The sequence below is a fragment of the Pseudomonas sp. 478 genome, assembly GCF_003254125.1.
Classification (GTDB): domain Bacteria; phylum Pseudomonadota; class Gammaproteobacteria; order Pseudomonadales; family Pseudomonadaceae; genus Aquipseudomonas.
The window spans coordinates 23,093-36,606 of sequence record NZ_QKZG01000003.1; the positions used below are offsets into that span (position 1 = coordinate 23,093).

Annotated in this window: 12 protein-coding genes and 1 pseudogene; 7 read left to right on the forward strand and 6 right to left on the reverse strand. The window is 60.8% G+C overall.

What is annotated here, in order from left to right:
* Positions 1–116: 116 nt before the first annotated feature.
* On the forward strand, positions 117–287 hold the full coding sequence (locus DFS28_RS30595; protein ID WP_165353242.1) for a hypothetical protein: 171 nt from the start codon (positions 117–119) through the stop codon (positions 285–287).
* 8 nt (positions 288–295) lie between these two features.
* Here the strand turns inward: DFS28_RS30595 and DFS28_RS07050 are convergent, their stop codons facing one another.
* Both DFS28_RS07050 and DFS28_RS07055 read right to left on the reverse strand, forming a co-directional pair.
* Entirely contained in the window at positions 296–1,492 is a 1,197-nt protein-coding gene (locus tag DFS28_RS07050; protein ID WP_111449150.1) for a multidrug effflux MFS transporter, read from the reverse strand.
* Between the two features lie 232 nt (positions 1,493–1,724).
* A complete protein-coding gene (locus DFS28_RS07055) occupies positions 1,725–1,922 on the reverse strand; it encodes a heavy-metal-associated domain-containing protein (protein WP_111449151.1) in 198 nt (65 codons plus the stop codon).
* A gap of 147 nt (positions 1,923–2,069) precedes the next feature.
* Here DFS28_RS07055 and DFS28_RS07060 point away from each other — a divergent pair, with 147 nt between their 5' ends.
* From DFS28_RS07060 to cueR, 3 genes are all read left to right on the forward strand, one after another.
* Positions 2,070–2,453, forward strand: coding sequence for a hypothetical protein (locus DFS28_RS07060; RefSeq protein WP_008156534.1), 384 nt, complete (start codon positions 2,070–2,072; stop codon positions 2,451–2,453).
* Between the two features lie 235 nt (positions 2,454–2,688).
* A complete protein-coding gene (locus tag DFS28_RS07065) occupies positions 2,689–5,082 on the forward strand; it encodes a heavy metal translocating P-type ATPase (protein WP_111449152.1) in 2,394 nt (797 codons plus the stop codon).
* The gene (gene cueR / locus DFS28_RS07070) at positions 5,079–5,492 is read left to right on the forward strand and encodes a Cu(I)-responsive transcriptional regulator (RefSeq protein WP_111449153.1); all 414 of its coding nucleotides are present in this window, start codon (positions 5,079–5,081) and stop codon (positions 5,490–5,492) included. Before DFS28_RS07065 ends, cueR begins: the two co-directional genes overlap by 4 nt.
* Here cueR and DFS28_RS07075 read toward each other — a convergent pair.
* Together DFS28_RS07075 and DFS28_RS07080 are read right to left on the reverse strand one after the other, a co-directional pair.
* Complete coding sequence (locus tag DFS28_RS07075) at positions 5,446–6,660, reverse strand: MFS transporter (RefSeq protein WP_111449154.1); 1,215 nt, start codon at positions 6,658–6,660, stop codon at positions 5,446–5,448. The genes cueR and DFS28_RS07075 overlap by 47 nt on opposite strands.
* Positions 6,661–6,890: 230 nt before the next feature.
* Positions 6,891–7,784, reverse strand: a complete 894-nt coding sequence (locus DFS28_RS07080; protein WP_008156543.1) for a PA4780 family RIO1-like protein kinase — start codon at positions 7,782–7,784, stop codon at positions 6,891–6,893.
* Between the two features lie 459 nt (positions 7,785–8,243).
* On the opposite strand from DFS28_RS07080, the pseudogene DFS28_RS31090 reads away from it, so the two are divergent.
* A pseudogene (locus DFS28_RS31090) lies at positions 8,244–9,332 on the forward strand (cache domain-containing protein); the annotation flags it as partial.
* 129 nt (positions 9,333–9,461) lie between these two features.
* The gene (locus DFS28_RS31095) at positions 9,462–10,190 is read left to right on the forward strand and encodes a methyl-accepting chemotaxis protein (RefSeq protein ID WP_371917828.1); all 729 of its coding nucleotides are present in this window, start codon (positions 9,462–9,464) and stop codon (positions 10,188–10,190) included.
* Between the two features lie 126 nt (positions 10,191–10,316).
* Here DFS28_RS31095 and DFS28_RS07090 read toward each other — a convergent pair whose 3' ends face one another.
* Positions 10,317–11,108: a helix-turn-helix transcriptional regulator gene (locus DFS28_RS07090; protein ID WP_111449156.1), complete on the reverse strand. Its 792-nt coding sequence runs from the start codon at positions 11,106–11,108 to the stop codon at positions 10,317–10,319.
* Positions 11,109–11,192: 84 nt separating this feature from the next.
* On the opposite strand from DFS28_RS07090, the gene DFS28_RS07095 reads away from it, so the two are divergent.
* Positions 11,193–12,221 carry a bile acid:sodium symporter family protein gene (locus tag DFS28_RS07095; RefSeq protein ID WP_111449558.1) on the forward strand — a complete coding sequence of 343 codons (1,029 nt, stop codon included), beginning with the start codon at positions 11,193–11,195 and terminating at the stop codon, positions 12,219–12,221.
* Here the strand turns inward: DFS28_RS07095 and DFS28_RS07100 are convergent.
* Positions 12,208–13,485, reverse strand: a complete 1,278-nt coding sequence (locus tag DFS28_RS07100) for an acetyl-CoA C-acetyltransferase (protein ID WP_111449157.1) — start codon at positions 13,483–13,485, stop codon at positions 12,208–12,210. The genes DFS28_RS07095 and DFS28_RS07100 overlap by 14 nt on opposite strands.
* Positions 13,486–13,514: the final 29 nt, after the last annotated feature.

Sequence of the window (13,514 nt, forward strand, 5' to 3'; positions counted from 1 at the left end):
ACACCGTCAGTCCGAGAGTTGACCCTTGTCACAATTGCGATCGTATTGAGGTCTACAATCGAGACTCTGCGGCACAGTCTTTTACGTAACATCTTTTACGAGAGGAGAGATCAGCAATGAAGATCCTGATAAAAGAATTGGCAAAATCCCAGTGGCAAGTCCGTCTGGACCAACACGCCGTGACATTCCGCAGCGAAGCCGAAGCCCGCGCCTTCACCCGCACTCTTGAAGCGCGACTACAAGCACCTCATCAAATTATTGACCGCCAGCAGCGTGCCGCTGGCTGAGTCAATCCTCAGACCTGGGCTTGCGCCAGCGCCCGGGCATTTTGCAAGCGCCGGGTGAGCATCGCCACGCTCACCACGAGAATTCCGCACAGGCTGATGACCATGGCCATCGGCATGGCGCTGCCGTCGTGTAAAACCCCCACCAGTGCGGCTGCCCCGGCGGCGACGCTGAATTGCAGGCAACCGAGCATCGCCGATGCACTGCCGGCCCGCGCGCCCTGCCCGTTCATGGCGCAGGCCGAGGCGTTGGGGAGGATGCAACCGAGGCTGGCGATGCAGACAAACAACGGAATCAGCAACGGCCATAGCTGCGCAGTGTGCAGCGAACTGACGGCCAGCAGCGCCAGACCGGCGCCAACGTAGATCCACACGGTGCGTGCCAGCAGAAACGCCGGGCCACGCTTGGCCAGCAATCGCGCGTTGAGTTGCGCGACCAGAATGAAACCCGCCGCGTTGGTACCGAACAGCCAACCGAAATGCTCGGCCGGCACGCCATACAGTTTGATGAAGACGAACGGTGAACCGGCGATGTAGGCAAACATCCCGGCGATGGCGATACCACCGGTCAGGGCGTGGCCGAGGAACACCCGGTCCGACAACAGTCGACCGTACTGACGCAACGCCCCGGACAATGGTTGACGCGGCACATGGGCCGGCAGACTTTCCGGCAATCCGAGCGCCACCGCCAACCCTGCCAGCGCACTGAAACCGGTCAGCACGAGAAAGATCGACTGCCAGCCTGTGGTGTTGACTAACAGCCCGCCCAGCATCGGCGCAAGAATCGGCGCCAGGCCCATCACCAGCATCAGCTGCGAAAAGACCTTCGCCGACCCCACTGCATCGCATTTATCGCTGACAATCGCGCGGGAGATCACCATCCCCGCACACCCGCCCAATGCCTGAACGAAACGTGCGCCCATCAACCATTCGAGGTTCGGCGCATAGGCGCAGGCCAGGGAGGCGGCGGTGAATAAGCCGACGCCGGTCAGCAAGGGAATGCGACGCCCGAAGCGATCCGCCACCGGGCCGTAAGCCAGTTGACCGATGGACAAGCCAAGGAAATACGCCGCCAGAGTCAGCTGAACGTGTTTTTCATCGGTGCCGAAGGCGAGCGCCATCGCCGGGAACGCCGGCAGATAGAAATCGATCGCCAGCGGACCGAAGGCGCTCAAGGCGCCAAGAATCAAAATGGTACGCAGGTTCATCAGGAATCCAGTTGGGCGTGAGTCGGCAGGCCGACAGTCTAGCCGCGCAGGGACGCCTTGAACATTCCGTTAGGTCGCTAACTATTAAAACCCCTCAGACAATTGATGCCTGTCAGTTAAAACACCGAACCTGTAGGAGCCGAGCTTGCTCGCGATAGCGATAGAACAGTCACAGAGATGTTGAATGCTCCACCGCTATCGCGAGCAAGCTCGGCTCCTACTAGGATGGGGCTCAGGCAACCTTTGCCTGGTAGCCTTCTTCGGTGATCACCGCGATCACCTGATCCGCCGACAAAGCGCTCTCGACGCCGACTTCTTTCGCGGCCAGATCGATCCGCACGCTGGCCGCAGGATCCTTGGCTTGCAGCGCCTGAGTGATGGCTTTGACGCAGTGACCGCAGGACATGCCTTGAACGTTGAACACTTGCATGGGATGACTCCTTTCGTGAAGTTGCGTGCAGTCTCGAGCTTGCCACCATGGCAAGGTCAAGTTCTGAAGTGCGCTGCCGGGCTGGCAATCAGCGCCGCGCTCGGCCAAGCTGCGTCCATCAATGACTCGACATCAGGAGATTCAGCCATGCGCTGGTCAGCTCTCAGCCTGTTTGGCTTTCTCAGCCTATTTGCCGCGACACCTTCGGTTCAAGCCGCCGGGGAGGACTATGGCGTACTGATCATTTCCCGCGAGCGCCTGGAAGTTGCGACCTCCTGCGAGATCGGCGTGTACATTCACGATCAGTTGTCGGCGCGGTTATTCCAGGAGCAAAGCACCTCGTTCAATCTGCCGCCGGGCAATGTGTCCTTGCGCCTGAAGCTGCTGCCGGGCCAGGCGTCGGGTTGCAACCCGGGCATGCTCGCCCCGGGTTCGCAGAACATCACGCTCAAGGCCGGTGACGTGCTGAAGTTCCGGATTGCGATGACGCAGGAAGGGATGTACTTGAAACCCACTGCCCTGGACTATTGACGTTCACATTTGTGTTCGCTGTGATGGCCTCTTCGCGAGCAAGCCCGCTCCCACATACGACCGTATTCTTCTAGGAGAACGCGGTTAAATGTGGGAGCGGGCTTGCTCGCGAAGGGCGCGACTCGCTCCCCCTGCCCGACCTGAACCCGGCCTGTGGCAATTTGTAGATTGGCGCTTGACCTTACCCGCATGGCAAGGTTGATCCTGTAGGTATCTTCTACAGGGAGCGTGACCGATGTCCGAATCCACCACTTTCAATCTGCCGATTGCCGGCATGACCTGCGCCAGTTGCGCCGGGCGTGTCGAGCGTGCCTTGAGCAAAGTCATCGGCGCCTCTGCCGTCAGTGTCAACCTGGCCACCGAACAGGCCCGGGTTCAAGCGCCCAGCGACAGCCTGCCGGCCTTGATGGACGCGGTGCAGCAGGCGGGTTACAGCGTGCCGCAGCACAGTCTGGAATTGAGCATCGACGGCATGACCTGCGCTTCCTGCGTCGGCCGGGTCGAACGAGCGCTGGCCAAGGTGCCGGGGGTCAAAAGCGTCAGCGTCAACCTGGCCAATGAACGCGCTCACCTTGAGCTGCTCGGCCAGATCGATCCGCAAACCTTGATCGCTGCCGTAACCAAGGCTGGCTACAGCGCCAGTGTCTGGGAAGTCGAACACCCGCAAACCGATGATCAACAACAACGCCTGCATCGCGAGCGTTGGGCCTTGATCATGGCGATCGTCCTCGCCACGCCGTTGGTGCTACCGATGTTGCTGCAACCATTCGGCGTGCACTGGATGCTCCCGGCCTGGGTGCAATTCGCGCTGGCCACACCAGTGCAATTCATCTTCGGTGCACGCTTTTACGTCGCAGCCTGGAAAGCCGTACGCGCCGGTGCCGGCAACATGGATTTGCTGGTCGCGTTGGGCACCAGCGCCGGTTATGGCTTGAGCCTTTATGAATGGGCCACCGCCGCCGGGCGCATGCCGCACCTGTATTTCGAAGCCTCGGCGGTGGTGATCGCCCTGGTGCTGCTGGGCAAATACCTGGAAAGCCGCGCCAAGCGCCAGACCGCCAGTGCCATTCGCGCACTCGAAGCCTTGCGCCCGGAGCGAGCGATTCAGGTGATCGATGGCCGCGAGCAGGATGTCGCGATCAGCACCTTGCGTCTGAATGATCTGGTGATGGTCAAGCCCGGCGAACGCTTCCCAGTGGACGGTGAAGTGGTCGAAGGCCAGAGCCACGCCGACGAAGCGCTGATCAGCGGCGAAAGCCTGCCGGTGCCCAAACAACCCGGCGACAAGGTCACCGGCGGCGCGATCAATGGTGAAGGCCGGTTGCTCGTTCGCACCCTGGCCTTGGGCGCGGAAACCGTGCTCGCCCGCATCATCCGCCTGGTGGAAGACGCTCAAGCGGCGAAGGCTCCGATTCAGAAACTGGTGGATAAAGTCAGCCAGGTGTTCGTGCCAACGGTTCTGCTGATTGCGCTGGCAACCTTGATCGGTTGGTGGTTGTACGGCGCGCCGATGGAAACGGCGCTGATCAATGCCGTGGCGGTATTGGTGATCGCTTGCCCGTGCGCCCTGGGGTTGGCCACACCAACGGCAATCATGGCCGGGACTGGGGTGGCGGCGCGCCACGGGATTCTGATCAAGGACGCCGAAGCATTGGAACGTGCCCATGAAGTCAGTGCGGTGGTCTTCGACAAAACTGGCACGCTGACGTCGGGTACTCCGCGAATCGCTCATTTGAGCGCAATTAACCATGACGAAGCGGCCCTGCTGCAAATGGCTGGCGCCCTGCAACGCGGCAGCGAACACCCACTGGCCAAGGCGGTTCTGGACGCTTGCGCCGAACGCGGCTTGACCGTGGCCGATGTCAGCGACAGCCAGTCCCTGACCGGCCGTGGCATCGCGGGCACTCTGGACGGTCGTCGATTGGCGCTGGGCAATCGTCGTCTCCTGGAAGAGAGCGGCTTGAGCACCGGTGAATGGGCGGACTCTGCTGCCGCGTGGGAAACCGAAGGCCGGACCCTGTCCTGGCTGATCGAGCAAAGCCCCGAACTTCGGGTGCTGGGCCTCTTCGCTTTCGGCGACACTCTCAAACCCGGCGCGCTGCAAGCCGTGCAACAACTCAACGCCCGCCACATCAGCAGCCACCTGCTGACCGGCGACAATCGCGGCAGCGCCAAAGTGGTTGCCGAGGCGCTGGGCATCACGGATGTTCACGCTGAAGTACTGCCGGCGGACAAAGCCGCCACCGTCGCCGACCTGAAAAAAACCGGCGTGGTAGCGATGGTCGGCGACGGCATCAACGACGCACCCGCCCTGGCCGCCGCCGACATCGGTATCGCCATGGGCGGCGGCACCGACGTTGCGATGCACGCGGCCGGGATCACCCTGATGCGCGGCGACCCAAGGCTGGTGCCGGCGGCGCTGGAGATCAGCCGCAAAACCTACGCGAAGATTCGTCAGAACCTGTTCTGGGCCTTCGTCTACAACCTGATCGGCATTCCGCTGGCAGCGTTCGGCTTCCTCAACCCGGTGCTGGCCGGTGCGGCCATGGCGTTGTCGAGCGTCAGTGTGGTGAGCAATGCGTTACTGTTGAAAACCTGGAAACCCAAGGATCCGGAGGACAACCGATGAACATCGGCCAAGCGGCCCGCCAAAGCGGCCTGAGCGCGAAGATGATCCGTTATTACGAATCCATCGGCTTGCTCAAGGCCGCCCATCGTACCGACAGCGGCTATCGGGTGTACGGCGACGATGACCTGCATACCCTGGCGTTCATCAAGCGCTCCCGCGACCTGGGATTCTCACTGGAAGAGGTTGGCAAACTGCTGACCCTCTGGCAGGACCGCCAAAGAGCCAGCGCCGACGTGAAGGCCCTGGCCCGTCAGCACATCGACGAACTGAACCAGAAAATCCGCGAACTCGGCCAACTGCGCGACACCCTGCAGGACCTGGTCGAACACTGCCACGGCGATCACCGTCCCGACTGCCCGATCCTCAAGAACCTGGAGTCGGGCTGTTGCGCACCACCCGCTCGCCCCTGATCGCCAGCCCCTTCACCGCTAACAAGGAGGTGAGGGGAATGCCGTGGAACAACAGCACCACGGCACCCGGCGTCCACCACGAATAAAACGGCGCGGCGATCAGCATGCCGACGCCGAACCCGGTCATTTGCAACAGCGTCAGGAAGCTGAAAATCGGCAGGCGCAGGCTGTCCTGTTCACGTTGCAGGCGCGACATCAGGCCGACTTCCGAGAAACCGTCGCCCAACCCCGCCGGCAGCGAAAACAAAAGCAGTCCGTAAAGGGTCTGCTGCTGAAACATCAGGATGAAGCCGCAGGACATCAGCAACACACCAAAGAAGAATCGCCGCTCCAGGTTCACGTTATCCGAGCCTTTCAGCCGGCTGGCGATGCGTGCACCGATGAGTTTTCCACTGGCCCAGACCGCCAGCATCAGGCCCAGCGTGGTGCTGGCCGACTCGGGCGTCAGCAGTTTGGAAATAATCGGAAAACCCACGTTGTGCGCGGCACTGCCAAGGGTGTCGGCCATCGCCACGGCGAGCATCGCCGCCACCACCGGTGTGCTGCGCAGCCCCTGGAGCAGGGCCGCCCACTCACCCCGTTCGTGAATCGGTTCGTCACCGGGCGCAGGGTGTGAAAAACGCAGCGGCAAGATGAACAGCGCGGCCAACAGATAAGTGACCACGTTCAATGCAAACACTGTTTCAAAGCCGAATGCTGCCACCAACAGCCCTGACACCAGACTTCCGCCGACCATGGCTGCCGACGACGCCGAGGTGATCCAGGCGTTGGTCTTGAGCAAATGCTCAGCCTCGATCAAGTGCGGCAACTGACTGTTGAGGCCGATGGCGAACATTGAGTTGCCGAACCCCAGACCGAAAGCGATCACCGGTAACAGCAGCATCTGCTGGGCGACCGGCAGCACCAGCAGCAGGCCCAGCAGCCCGGCGCGTAACAGGTCGAAGGCAACCAGCGGCAGGCGCCCGGCCCAGCGGCGATAAAACCTGGTGCCGATGAGACTGGCGAATATCCCGCCGGCCACACGGCTGGCGAGGAAGATGCCGACGCTCATGGCGCTGTTGCTGAGCAGGTAGACGTAGGTGGCCAGGGCGACCATGTTGAGGAAGGCGCCGAAGTCAGAGATCAGGCGGGCGGTGATGATCAGTTGGGCGTTGCGGGTGGAGTTCACATTCAGTCCTTGAGTGTGGGGAGCAGCAGGGAGAACACAAAACTCTGTTACACCAAGAATCCAATGTGGGAGCGGGCTTGCTCGCGAATGCGGTGTGTCTCCAACATCAATGTCGACTGATCTACCGCATTCGCGAGCAAGCCCGCTCCCACATTGGTTCTTCAGCGTTTGGGGATGAGTGGCAGGCATCTACAAAAAACCCGGCCGAAGCCGGGTTTTTCGTTAGCCGATCACTGCATCCAGGGCGGAGGCGGTTCTTCGGCTTTGCTCGGTGGCGCGTCGTCAGCAGCGCGGATCGCTTGCTTGCGCTCTTCATCAAGGCGTGCCGCCTCGATCTCGCGCATGATCCCGCCCACATCGGCCAACTCTTCCGGCTCATCGAACTCGCCGGTCAAGATGCTGGCCGGGTGCAAGGTGCCGGCTTCGAACAGGGCCCACATTTCCTTGGCGTACTTGGTCTTTTTCAACTCCGGCGCAAACCGCCCGAAGTAGGACGCCATGTTGCCCACATCCCGCTCCAGCATGCTGAACGCGTGGTTGTTGCCAGCCGCGTCGACCGCTTGCGGCAGGTCGATGATCACCGGGCCGGTCGGGGTCAACAGTACGTTGAACTCCGACAGGTCACCGTGCACCAGACCGGTACACAACATCAGCACGATCTGCGAAATCAGGAACGCGTGATACTCGCGAGCCTGATCCGGTTCCAGCACCACGTCGTTCAGACGCGGCGCGGCATCACCGTACTCATCGGCCACCAGTTCCATCAGCAGCACGCCTTCAAGGAAGTCGTACGGCTGAGGAACCCGGACGCCAGCACCGGCCAGACGGAACAACGCCGCCACTTCGGCATTCTGCCAGGCATCTTCGGTTTCTTTCTTGCCGAACTTGGAGCCCTTGGCCATCGCTCGAGCCTGACGGCTGTTGCGTACCTTGCGGCCTTCCTGATACTCGGCCGCCTGACGGAAACTGCGTTTATTCGCCTCCTTGTAGACCTTCGCGCAACGTAACTCGTTGCCGCAGCGCACCACATAAACAGCTGCTTCTTTACCACTCATGAGTGGGCGCAGCACCTCGTCGACCAGACCGTCCTCGATCAGGGGTTCAATGCGTTTTGGAGTCTTCATCAGCTTTTATTGGGGGTCCTTTATTACCAAACACGCGAAAGTCATTCGTTATACGGCAATCCACCCATTCGGGGGAGGGGTTGCCGACCTATGAACCTTCCAGTAACCGTCAACAAGCACACAATGTGCCGGATTAATCGGTCAACAACCGCCGGTCGTCATCGGCCGCCACAGATCATAGCTGACCCTGCGTCACTTGTTGCTGAAGGGCTAAGCGGGTATTTGCGACAGAAGCTGACATCTCGATTCATACCCTTCGTAGGATTTTTCTTAACAGGCCTCAATTTCCGCCTCTATCAGCCGAAGTCATCATAGACAAAGTGATTTGTCCGACAATCGTTTCGACTACAACAACGATGGCGCACTCACGGAACCGGGTCGATCAAGAACGTTTACGGCTGCCAATAATCCGCGAGTCATCTGCACTGCGTGGGCCTACAAGAAAAATCTGGAGCGCGGATGAACATCAAACAGAAGTTGACCTGGGCGTTTGCAATCATCGCCTGCTTGCCGGTGGTGCTGGTCGCTACCCTGGTTGTGCTGAACTTGCGCAGTGATGCCAAGGACAGTTTCGTTGACGGCAGTGGCCGCGAGATTCGTCAGGTCAGCAACGCCATGCAACTGTTCTTTGACGGCATCAGCCAGAACGTGGATTACCTGGCGACCCAACCGCTGATCAAGAACTCCGACGACAGCCTCAAGACGTACATGAGCGCCAACGCTGAGAGCATTCCTCAAGGTGAGATGGACAAAAAGGTCTTCGGCCTCCTTCAGGACCTGGGTAACAGTCACCCGTCCTACGCCTACGCCATTCTCGGCACTGCGGCGGGCGGTTATGTGTCCTGGCCGGACGATGCGAAGCTGAGCAATTACGACCCGCGCCAGCGCCCCTGGTACAAGGCTGCCCAGGCCAAACCGGGCAAACCGTTGCGCACTGAGGCCTATTACTGGGCCCAGGACGACGCGACGTACGTCAGTACCGTGCGCACCATCGACAACAAGTTGGGTACCAATGGCGGCGTGGTCAGCATCGACGTGACGCTCAAGCAGCTCACCGAAATCGTCAAGCAGATCAAGCTCGGTGAAACCGGCTACCTGATGCTGCTGGAAAACACCGGCACCGTGCTGGTCGATCCGAAGCAACCGGAACACAACTTTAAAGCGCTGAGCAGCCTCGGCGACGGCTACGCACAACTGGCCAAGGCTGGCAAGGGGCTGGTGGAAGTTGAGCTGAACGGCGAACGCTACATGGCCAACGTCTGGCCGTCGGAGCAGCTGGGCTGGACCTTTATCGGTCTGATCAAGCAGACCGACGTGATGAGTTCGGCCACCCAGTTGACCTGGTTGATCGCGATCATCGCCGCCGTGCTGGCCGTGTTCTTCGCCATCGTCGGCGCCAGTTTCGCCAGCCTCATCGTGCGGCCGATCCGCAGCGTGGCCAGCGGTCTGGAAGGCATTGCCCAAGGTGAAGGCGACCTGACCAAGAACCTGCAAATCCGTGGCAGCGACGAAACCGCGCAACTGGCCAACTGGTTCAACCAGTTTTTGGCGGCGATTCGCAACCTGATCCAGAGCATTGGCGGCGCCGCGACCAAGATCCTCGCCACCTCCAAGAGTTCGACCCAGGTCTCCAGCGACATGGCCGAAGCGGCCGGGCGTCAGCGTGAAGCGGTGGACATGGTGTCCACGGCGTTCCACGAAATGGTCGCCACCGCCAACGAAGTCGCGCGCTCTTGCAGCCAGGCGGCGGAATCGGCCGACAGCGGCCAGCGTCAGGCACGTGAAGGTCAGCAGCAAATTGATGCGGCCGTGACCAGCGTCGATCGCTTGAGCCAGGAAATCGAACAGTCGGCCCAGTCGATGCAACAGCTTGAACGCGACAGCAATGACATTCAGTCAATCCTCGGGACCATTCGCTCGATTGCCGAACAGACCAACCTGCTGGCGCTGAACGCGGCCATTGAAGCGGCGCGGGCCGGTGAACAGGGTCGTGGGTTTGCGGTGGTGGCCGATGAAGTTCGGGCGCTGGCCAAACGCACGGCGGACTCCACGGCGGAAATCGACGGTTTGCTGGGCAACCTCGCCAAACGTACCAGTCAGGTGACTCAGCAAATGCATGCGAGCCTGGAAGTGTCCCAGCAATCGGTGACGCGGATCGGTGAAGCACGCAGCAGTTTCGGGCTGATTCGTGAGTCGGTCGACGTGATCCGCGACATGAACACCCAGATCGCTACTGCGGCGGAAGAACAGCATCAGGTGGCTGAAGACATCAATCGGCACATCAGCCAGATTCATGGTGATGCGCAGTTGGTGGCGGAACTGGCGAACTCGGCGCGGCTGGATTCGCAGAGTCTGGCCGGGTTGTCGAATGAGCTGGATGGGTTGGTTCGGCGCTTCAGAACCTGATTCAGAACTCCGGTGGCCGCTGCGCGGCCAATCGCGGGCAAGCCTTGCTCCTACAAGTTCGCGTCAGTACCGAAATTGGGCACGACATAACACCTGTAGGAGCAAGGCTTGCCCGCGATGGGGCCGTTACTGCTTGAACAGTTCACCGGGGGTAAACCCGAACAGGCCTTTGAACGCCGCAATAAACGCCGACGTCGAGTCATACCCGCAAGACAGCGCGGCATTCGTCACGCTGTCCCCCTCCTCCAGCAAACTCAATGACGACAGCAACCGCATCCGCTGGCGCCACCCTCGAAAGCTCAACCCGGTTTCCCGCTGGAACAACCGCATCAAGGTCTTCTCCGACGTCCCCAATCGCTCGGCCCACGCCTGCAACGTCACATTGCGCTCAGGGCTTTCGATCAGCTCGTTGCACAGCCCCAGCAACCGCTCATGGCGCGGTAACGGTAGCGAGAAGCCGACCTCCGGCAGATGCGCCAACTGATCCAGCAGCACACTCACCAACCGCGATTCCTGGCTGTCGCCCTGTGGATATTCCACCGGCAGCAAACAAAAGCTCTTGATCAGCTCTCGGGCCAACGGCGTCACTTCCAGCACCCGGCAACGCCCGTCCGCCCATTCACAATCCTCGCGGCGCACATAGAGGCTGCGCATTTCGGCGCGCATTGAAGTCACCACCTGGTGTTCGAGATCCGCCGGAATCCAGATGCCCCACTGCGGCGGCGCAAAGAAACTGCCTTCGGCGGTGTGCACGCCGAGAACGCCGCTGATCGCGTAGGAAAACTGCACCCAATCGTGCCGATGGGGCGGCGTCCATGAACCGGCGTTGAGACTTTCCGCACGGGCATACAGCGGACGCGGCAGCGCCGTCAGCGTCGGAATCGTCCGCTCGAGGGAAAGTTGTCCGTTAGTCGGCATTGATTGGCCTTATGTCGCAAGACGGCTGATAGAGCCGACGTTAGGCTAAGTCACCAATTCTTACAAATGTATTCGGTGCCTGTTATGCATGCCTTCAAACACCTCAAACGCGTGGTCACCGACTGGTTCTTGTGCGGCATGTTGATTGCCACGCTGCTGGCGTATTTCTTCCCGACCTTTGGTGCCACCGGCGGCGGAATGCATGCTGAATACGTGATCAACATCGGCGTGTTCCTGGTGTTCTTCCTGCACGGAGTCAACCTGTCCAGCGAGCAGATCACTCACGGTCTGAAAAACTGGAAGCTGCACGTGATGGTTCAGGGTTTCACCTTCGCGGTGTTTCCGCTGATCTGGCTGCTGAGCGACACGCTGTTGGGTTCGCACATTCCGTCGCTGTTGATGCTGGGTTTCCTGTACCTCTGTGCCCTGCCCTCGACCATCTCCTCGTCCGTGGCCCTGACCGGCAGCGCGGGCGGCAACGTACCGGCGGCGATTCTCAACGCGAGCCTGTCCAGCGTGCTGGGGATTTTCCTGACGCCGTTGCTGGTGAGTTTTGTGGTCGGCAGCGGCGCGGGCGGCATCGATCTGGGCTCAACCCTGCTCGACCTTTGCGCCATGTTGCTGTTGCCACTGGTACTCGGCCAATTGGTTCGGCCATTCCTCGGCAAGTTCTTCGCCCGCCACAAGCGCTACACCAATATCGCCGACAAACTGGTGATTCTGTTGCTGGTCTACGCGGCGTTCTGCAATTCGATGGTCTCGGGGATGTGGCAAAAGCAGGGCAACAGCGTGATCCTCACGGCGCTGATCGGCAGTGCGATCCTGCTGGCGATCATCCTGTGGATGACCACCCGCACCGCTCGCGCATTGAAATTCAGCCCGGCCGATGAAATCGCCGCGGTCTTTTGCGCCAGCAAGAAATCCCTGGCCGCCGGTGCGCCGATGGCAGCGCTGATCTTCGGCGCCAACCCAGGCCTTGGGCTGATCCTTCTGCCGATCATGATCTACCACCCGTTGCAGCTGATCGTCTGCTCAGTGATGGCCGAGGGTTACGCCAACCGCAATCGGCAGTTGGCCCAACAGCAAAGCGCCCCAGCCCTCAGCGCTCGATAATCGCTGTCACACCCTGGCCACCGGCGGCGCAGATCGAGATCAACCCTCGGCCCTTGCCCGCCGCATCCAGCAACTTCGCCAGGCTCGCGACGATGCGTGCGCCAGTTGCGGCAAACGGATGCCCCACCGCCAGTGAACTGCCTTTGACGTTGAGGCGGCTGCGGTCGATCGAGCCCAGTGGCGCATCGAGACCGAGGCGGGTTTTGCAATACTCCGGATCCTCCCAGGCCTTCAGCGTGCAGAGCACCTGCGCGGCGAAGGCTTCGTGGATTTCGTAGTAATCGAAGTCCTGCAAGGTCAGGCCGTTGCGCGCCAGCAAACGCGGCACCGCGTACACCGGTGCCATCAACAATCCTTCCGCGCCGTTGACGAAATCCACCGCCGCCGTCTCGCCGTCACGCCAATAGGCGAGGATCGGCAAGCCGCGCTCCTTGGCCCATTCTTCACTGCCCAGCAGCACCACCGACGCACCATCGGTGAGTGGCGTGGAATTGCCCGCGGTCAGGGTACCTTTGGCGCTTTTCTCGAAGGCCGGTTTCAGTGAGGCCAGTTTTTCCAGGGTCAGGTCCGGGCGCAGGTTGTTGTCCCGGGTCAGGCCGAGGAACGGGGTCATCAAATCGTTGTGCCAGCCTTCGGCGTAGGACGCAGCCAGTTTCTGATGACTTTCCTGGGTCAACTGATCCTGTTCGTCACGCGGGATGCTCCAGGTCTGGGCCATCAGTTCACAGTGTTCGCCCATCGACCGGCCGGTGCGCGGCTCGCCGATACTTGGAAAGTAGGGCACCAAATGGCGGGGACGCAGTTGCAGGAAGGTTTTCAGTTTGTCGGCGGTGCTTCGGGCCCGGTTGGCCTGCAGGAGGATCTTGCGCAGGCCTTCGTTAACACCGATCGGCACGTCCGAGGCGGTGTCGACGCCACCGGCAATGCCACATTCGATCTGACCCAGGGCGATTTTGTTCGCCACCAACAATGTTGCCTCCAGCCCCGTGCCGCAGGCTTGCTGGATGTCGAAGGCCGGCGTCATCGGCGACAACCGCGAGCCCAGCACGCATTCGCGGATCAGGCCGGAATCGCGCAAATACTTGACCAGCGCACCCGCTGCCACTTCGCCCATGCGCACACCGTGAAGGTTATAGCGCTCGATCAGGCCTTCCAGCGCTGCGGTGAACATCGCCTGGTTACTGGCAGTGGCGTACGGCCCGTTGGACCGGGCAAAGGGGATACGGTTACCACCAATAATCGCAACGCGGCGCAGTTGAGTCATGAAAAGCTCCTGATATATCCAAATTGAGA

What these genes read in the sequence shown, in the direction of transcription:
- DFS28_RS30595 (WP_165353242.1), top strand. Translation starts at nt 117, where the DNA reads ATGAAGATCCTGATAAAAGAATTGGCAAAATCCCAGTGGCAAGTCCGT.
- DFS28_RS07050 (WP_111449150.1), bottom strand. Translation starts at nt 1,492, where the DNA reads ATGAACCTGCGTACCATTTTGATTCTTGGCGCCTTGAGCGCCTTCGGT.
- DFS28_RS07055 (WP_111449151.1), bottom strand. Translation starts at nt 1,922, where the DNA reads ATGCAAGTGTTCAACGTTCAAGGCATGTCCTGCGGTCACTGCGTCAAA.
- DFS28_RS07060 (WP_008156534.1), top strand. Translation starts at nt 2,070, where the DNA reads ATGCGCTGGTCAGCTCTCAGCCTGTTTGGCTTTCTCAGCCTATTTGCC.
- DFS28_RS07065 (WP_111449152.1), top strand. Translation starts at nt 2,689, where the DNA reads ATGTCCGAATCCACCACTTTCAATCTGCCGATTGCCGGCATGACCTGC.
- cueR (WP_111449153.1), top strand. Translation starts at nt 5,079, where the DNA reads ATGAACATCGGCCAAGCGGCCCGCCAAAGCGGCCTGAGCGCGAAGATG.
- DFS28_RS07080 (WP_008156543.1), bottom strand. Translation starts at nt 7,784, where the DNA reads ATGAAGACTCCAAAACGCATTGAACCCCTGATCGAGGACGGTCTGGTC.
- DFS28_RS31095 (WP_371917828.1), top strand. Translation starts at nt 9,462, where the DNA reads ATGGTGTCCACGGCGTTCCACGAAATGGTCGCCACCGCCAACGAAGTC.
- DFS28_RS07090 (WP_111449156.1), bottom strand. Translation starts at nt 11,108, where the DNA reads ATGCCGACTAACGGACAACTTTCCCTCGAGCGGACGATTCCGACGCTG.
- DFS28_RS07095 (WP_111449558.1), top strand. Translation starts at nt 11,193, where the DNA reads ATGCATGCCTTCAAACACCTCAAACGCGTGGTCACCGACTGGTTCTTG.
- DFS28_RS07100 (WP_111449157.1), bottom strand. Translation starts at nt 13,485, where the DNA reads ATGACTCAACTGCGCCGCGTTGCGATTATTGGTGGTAACCGTATCCCC.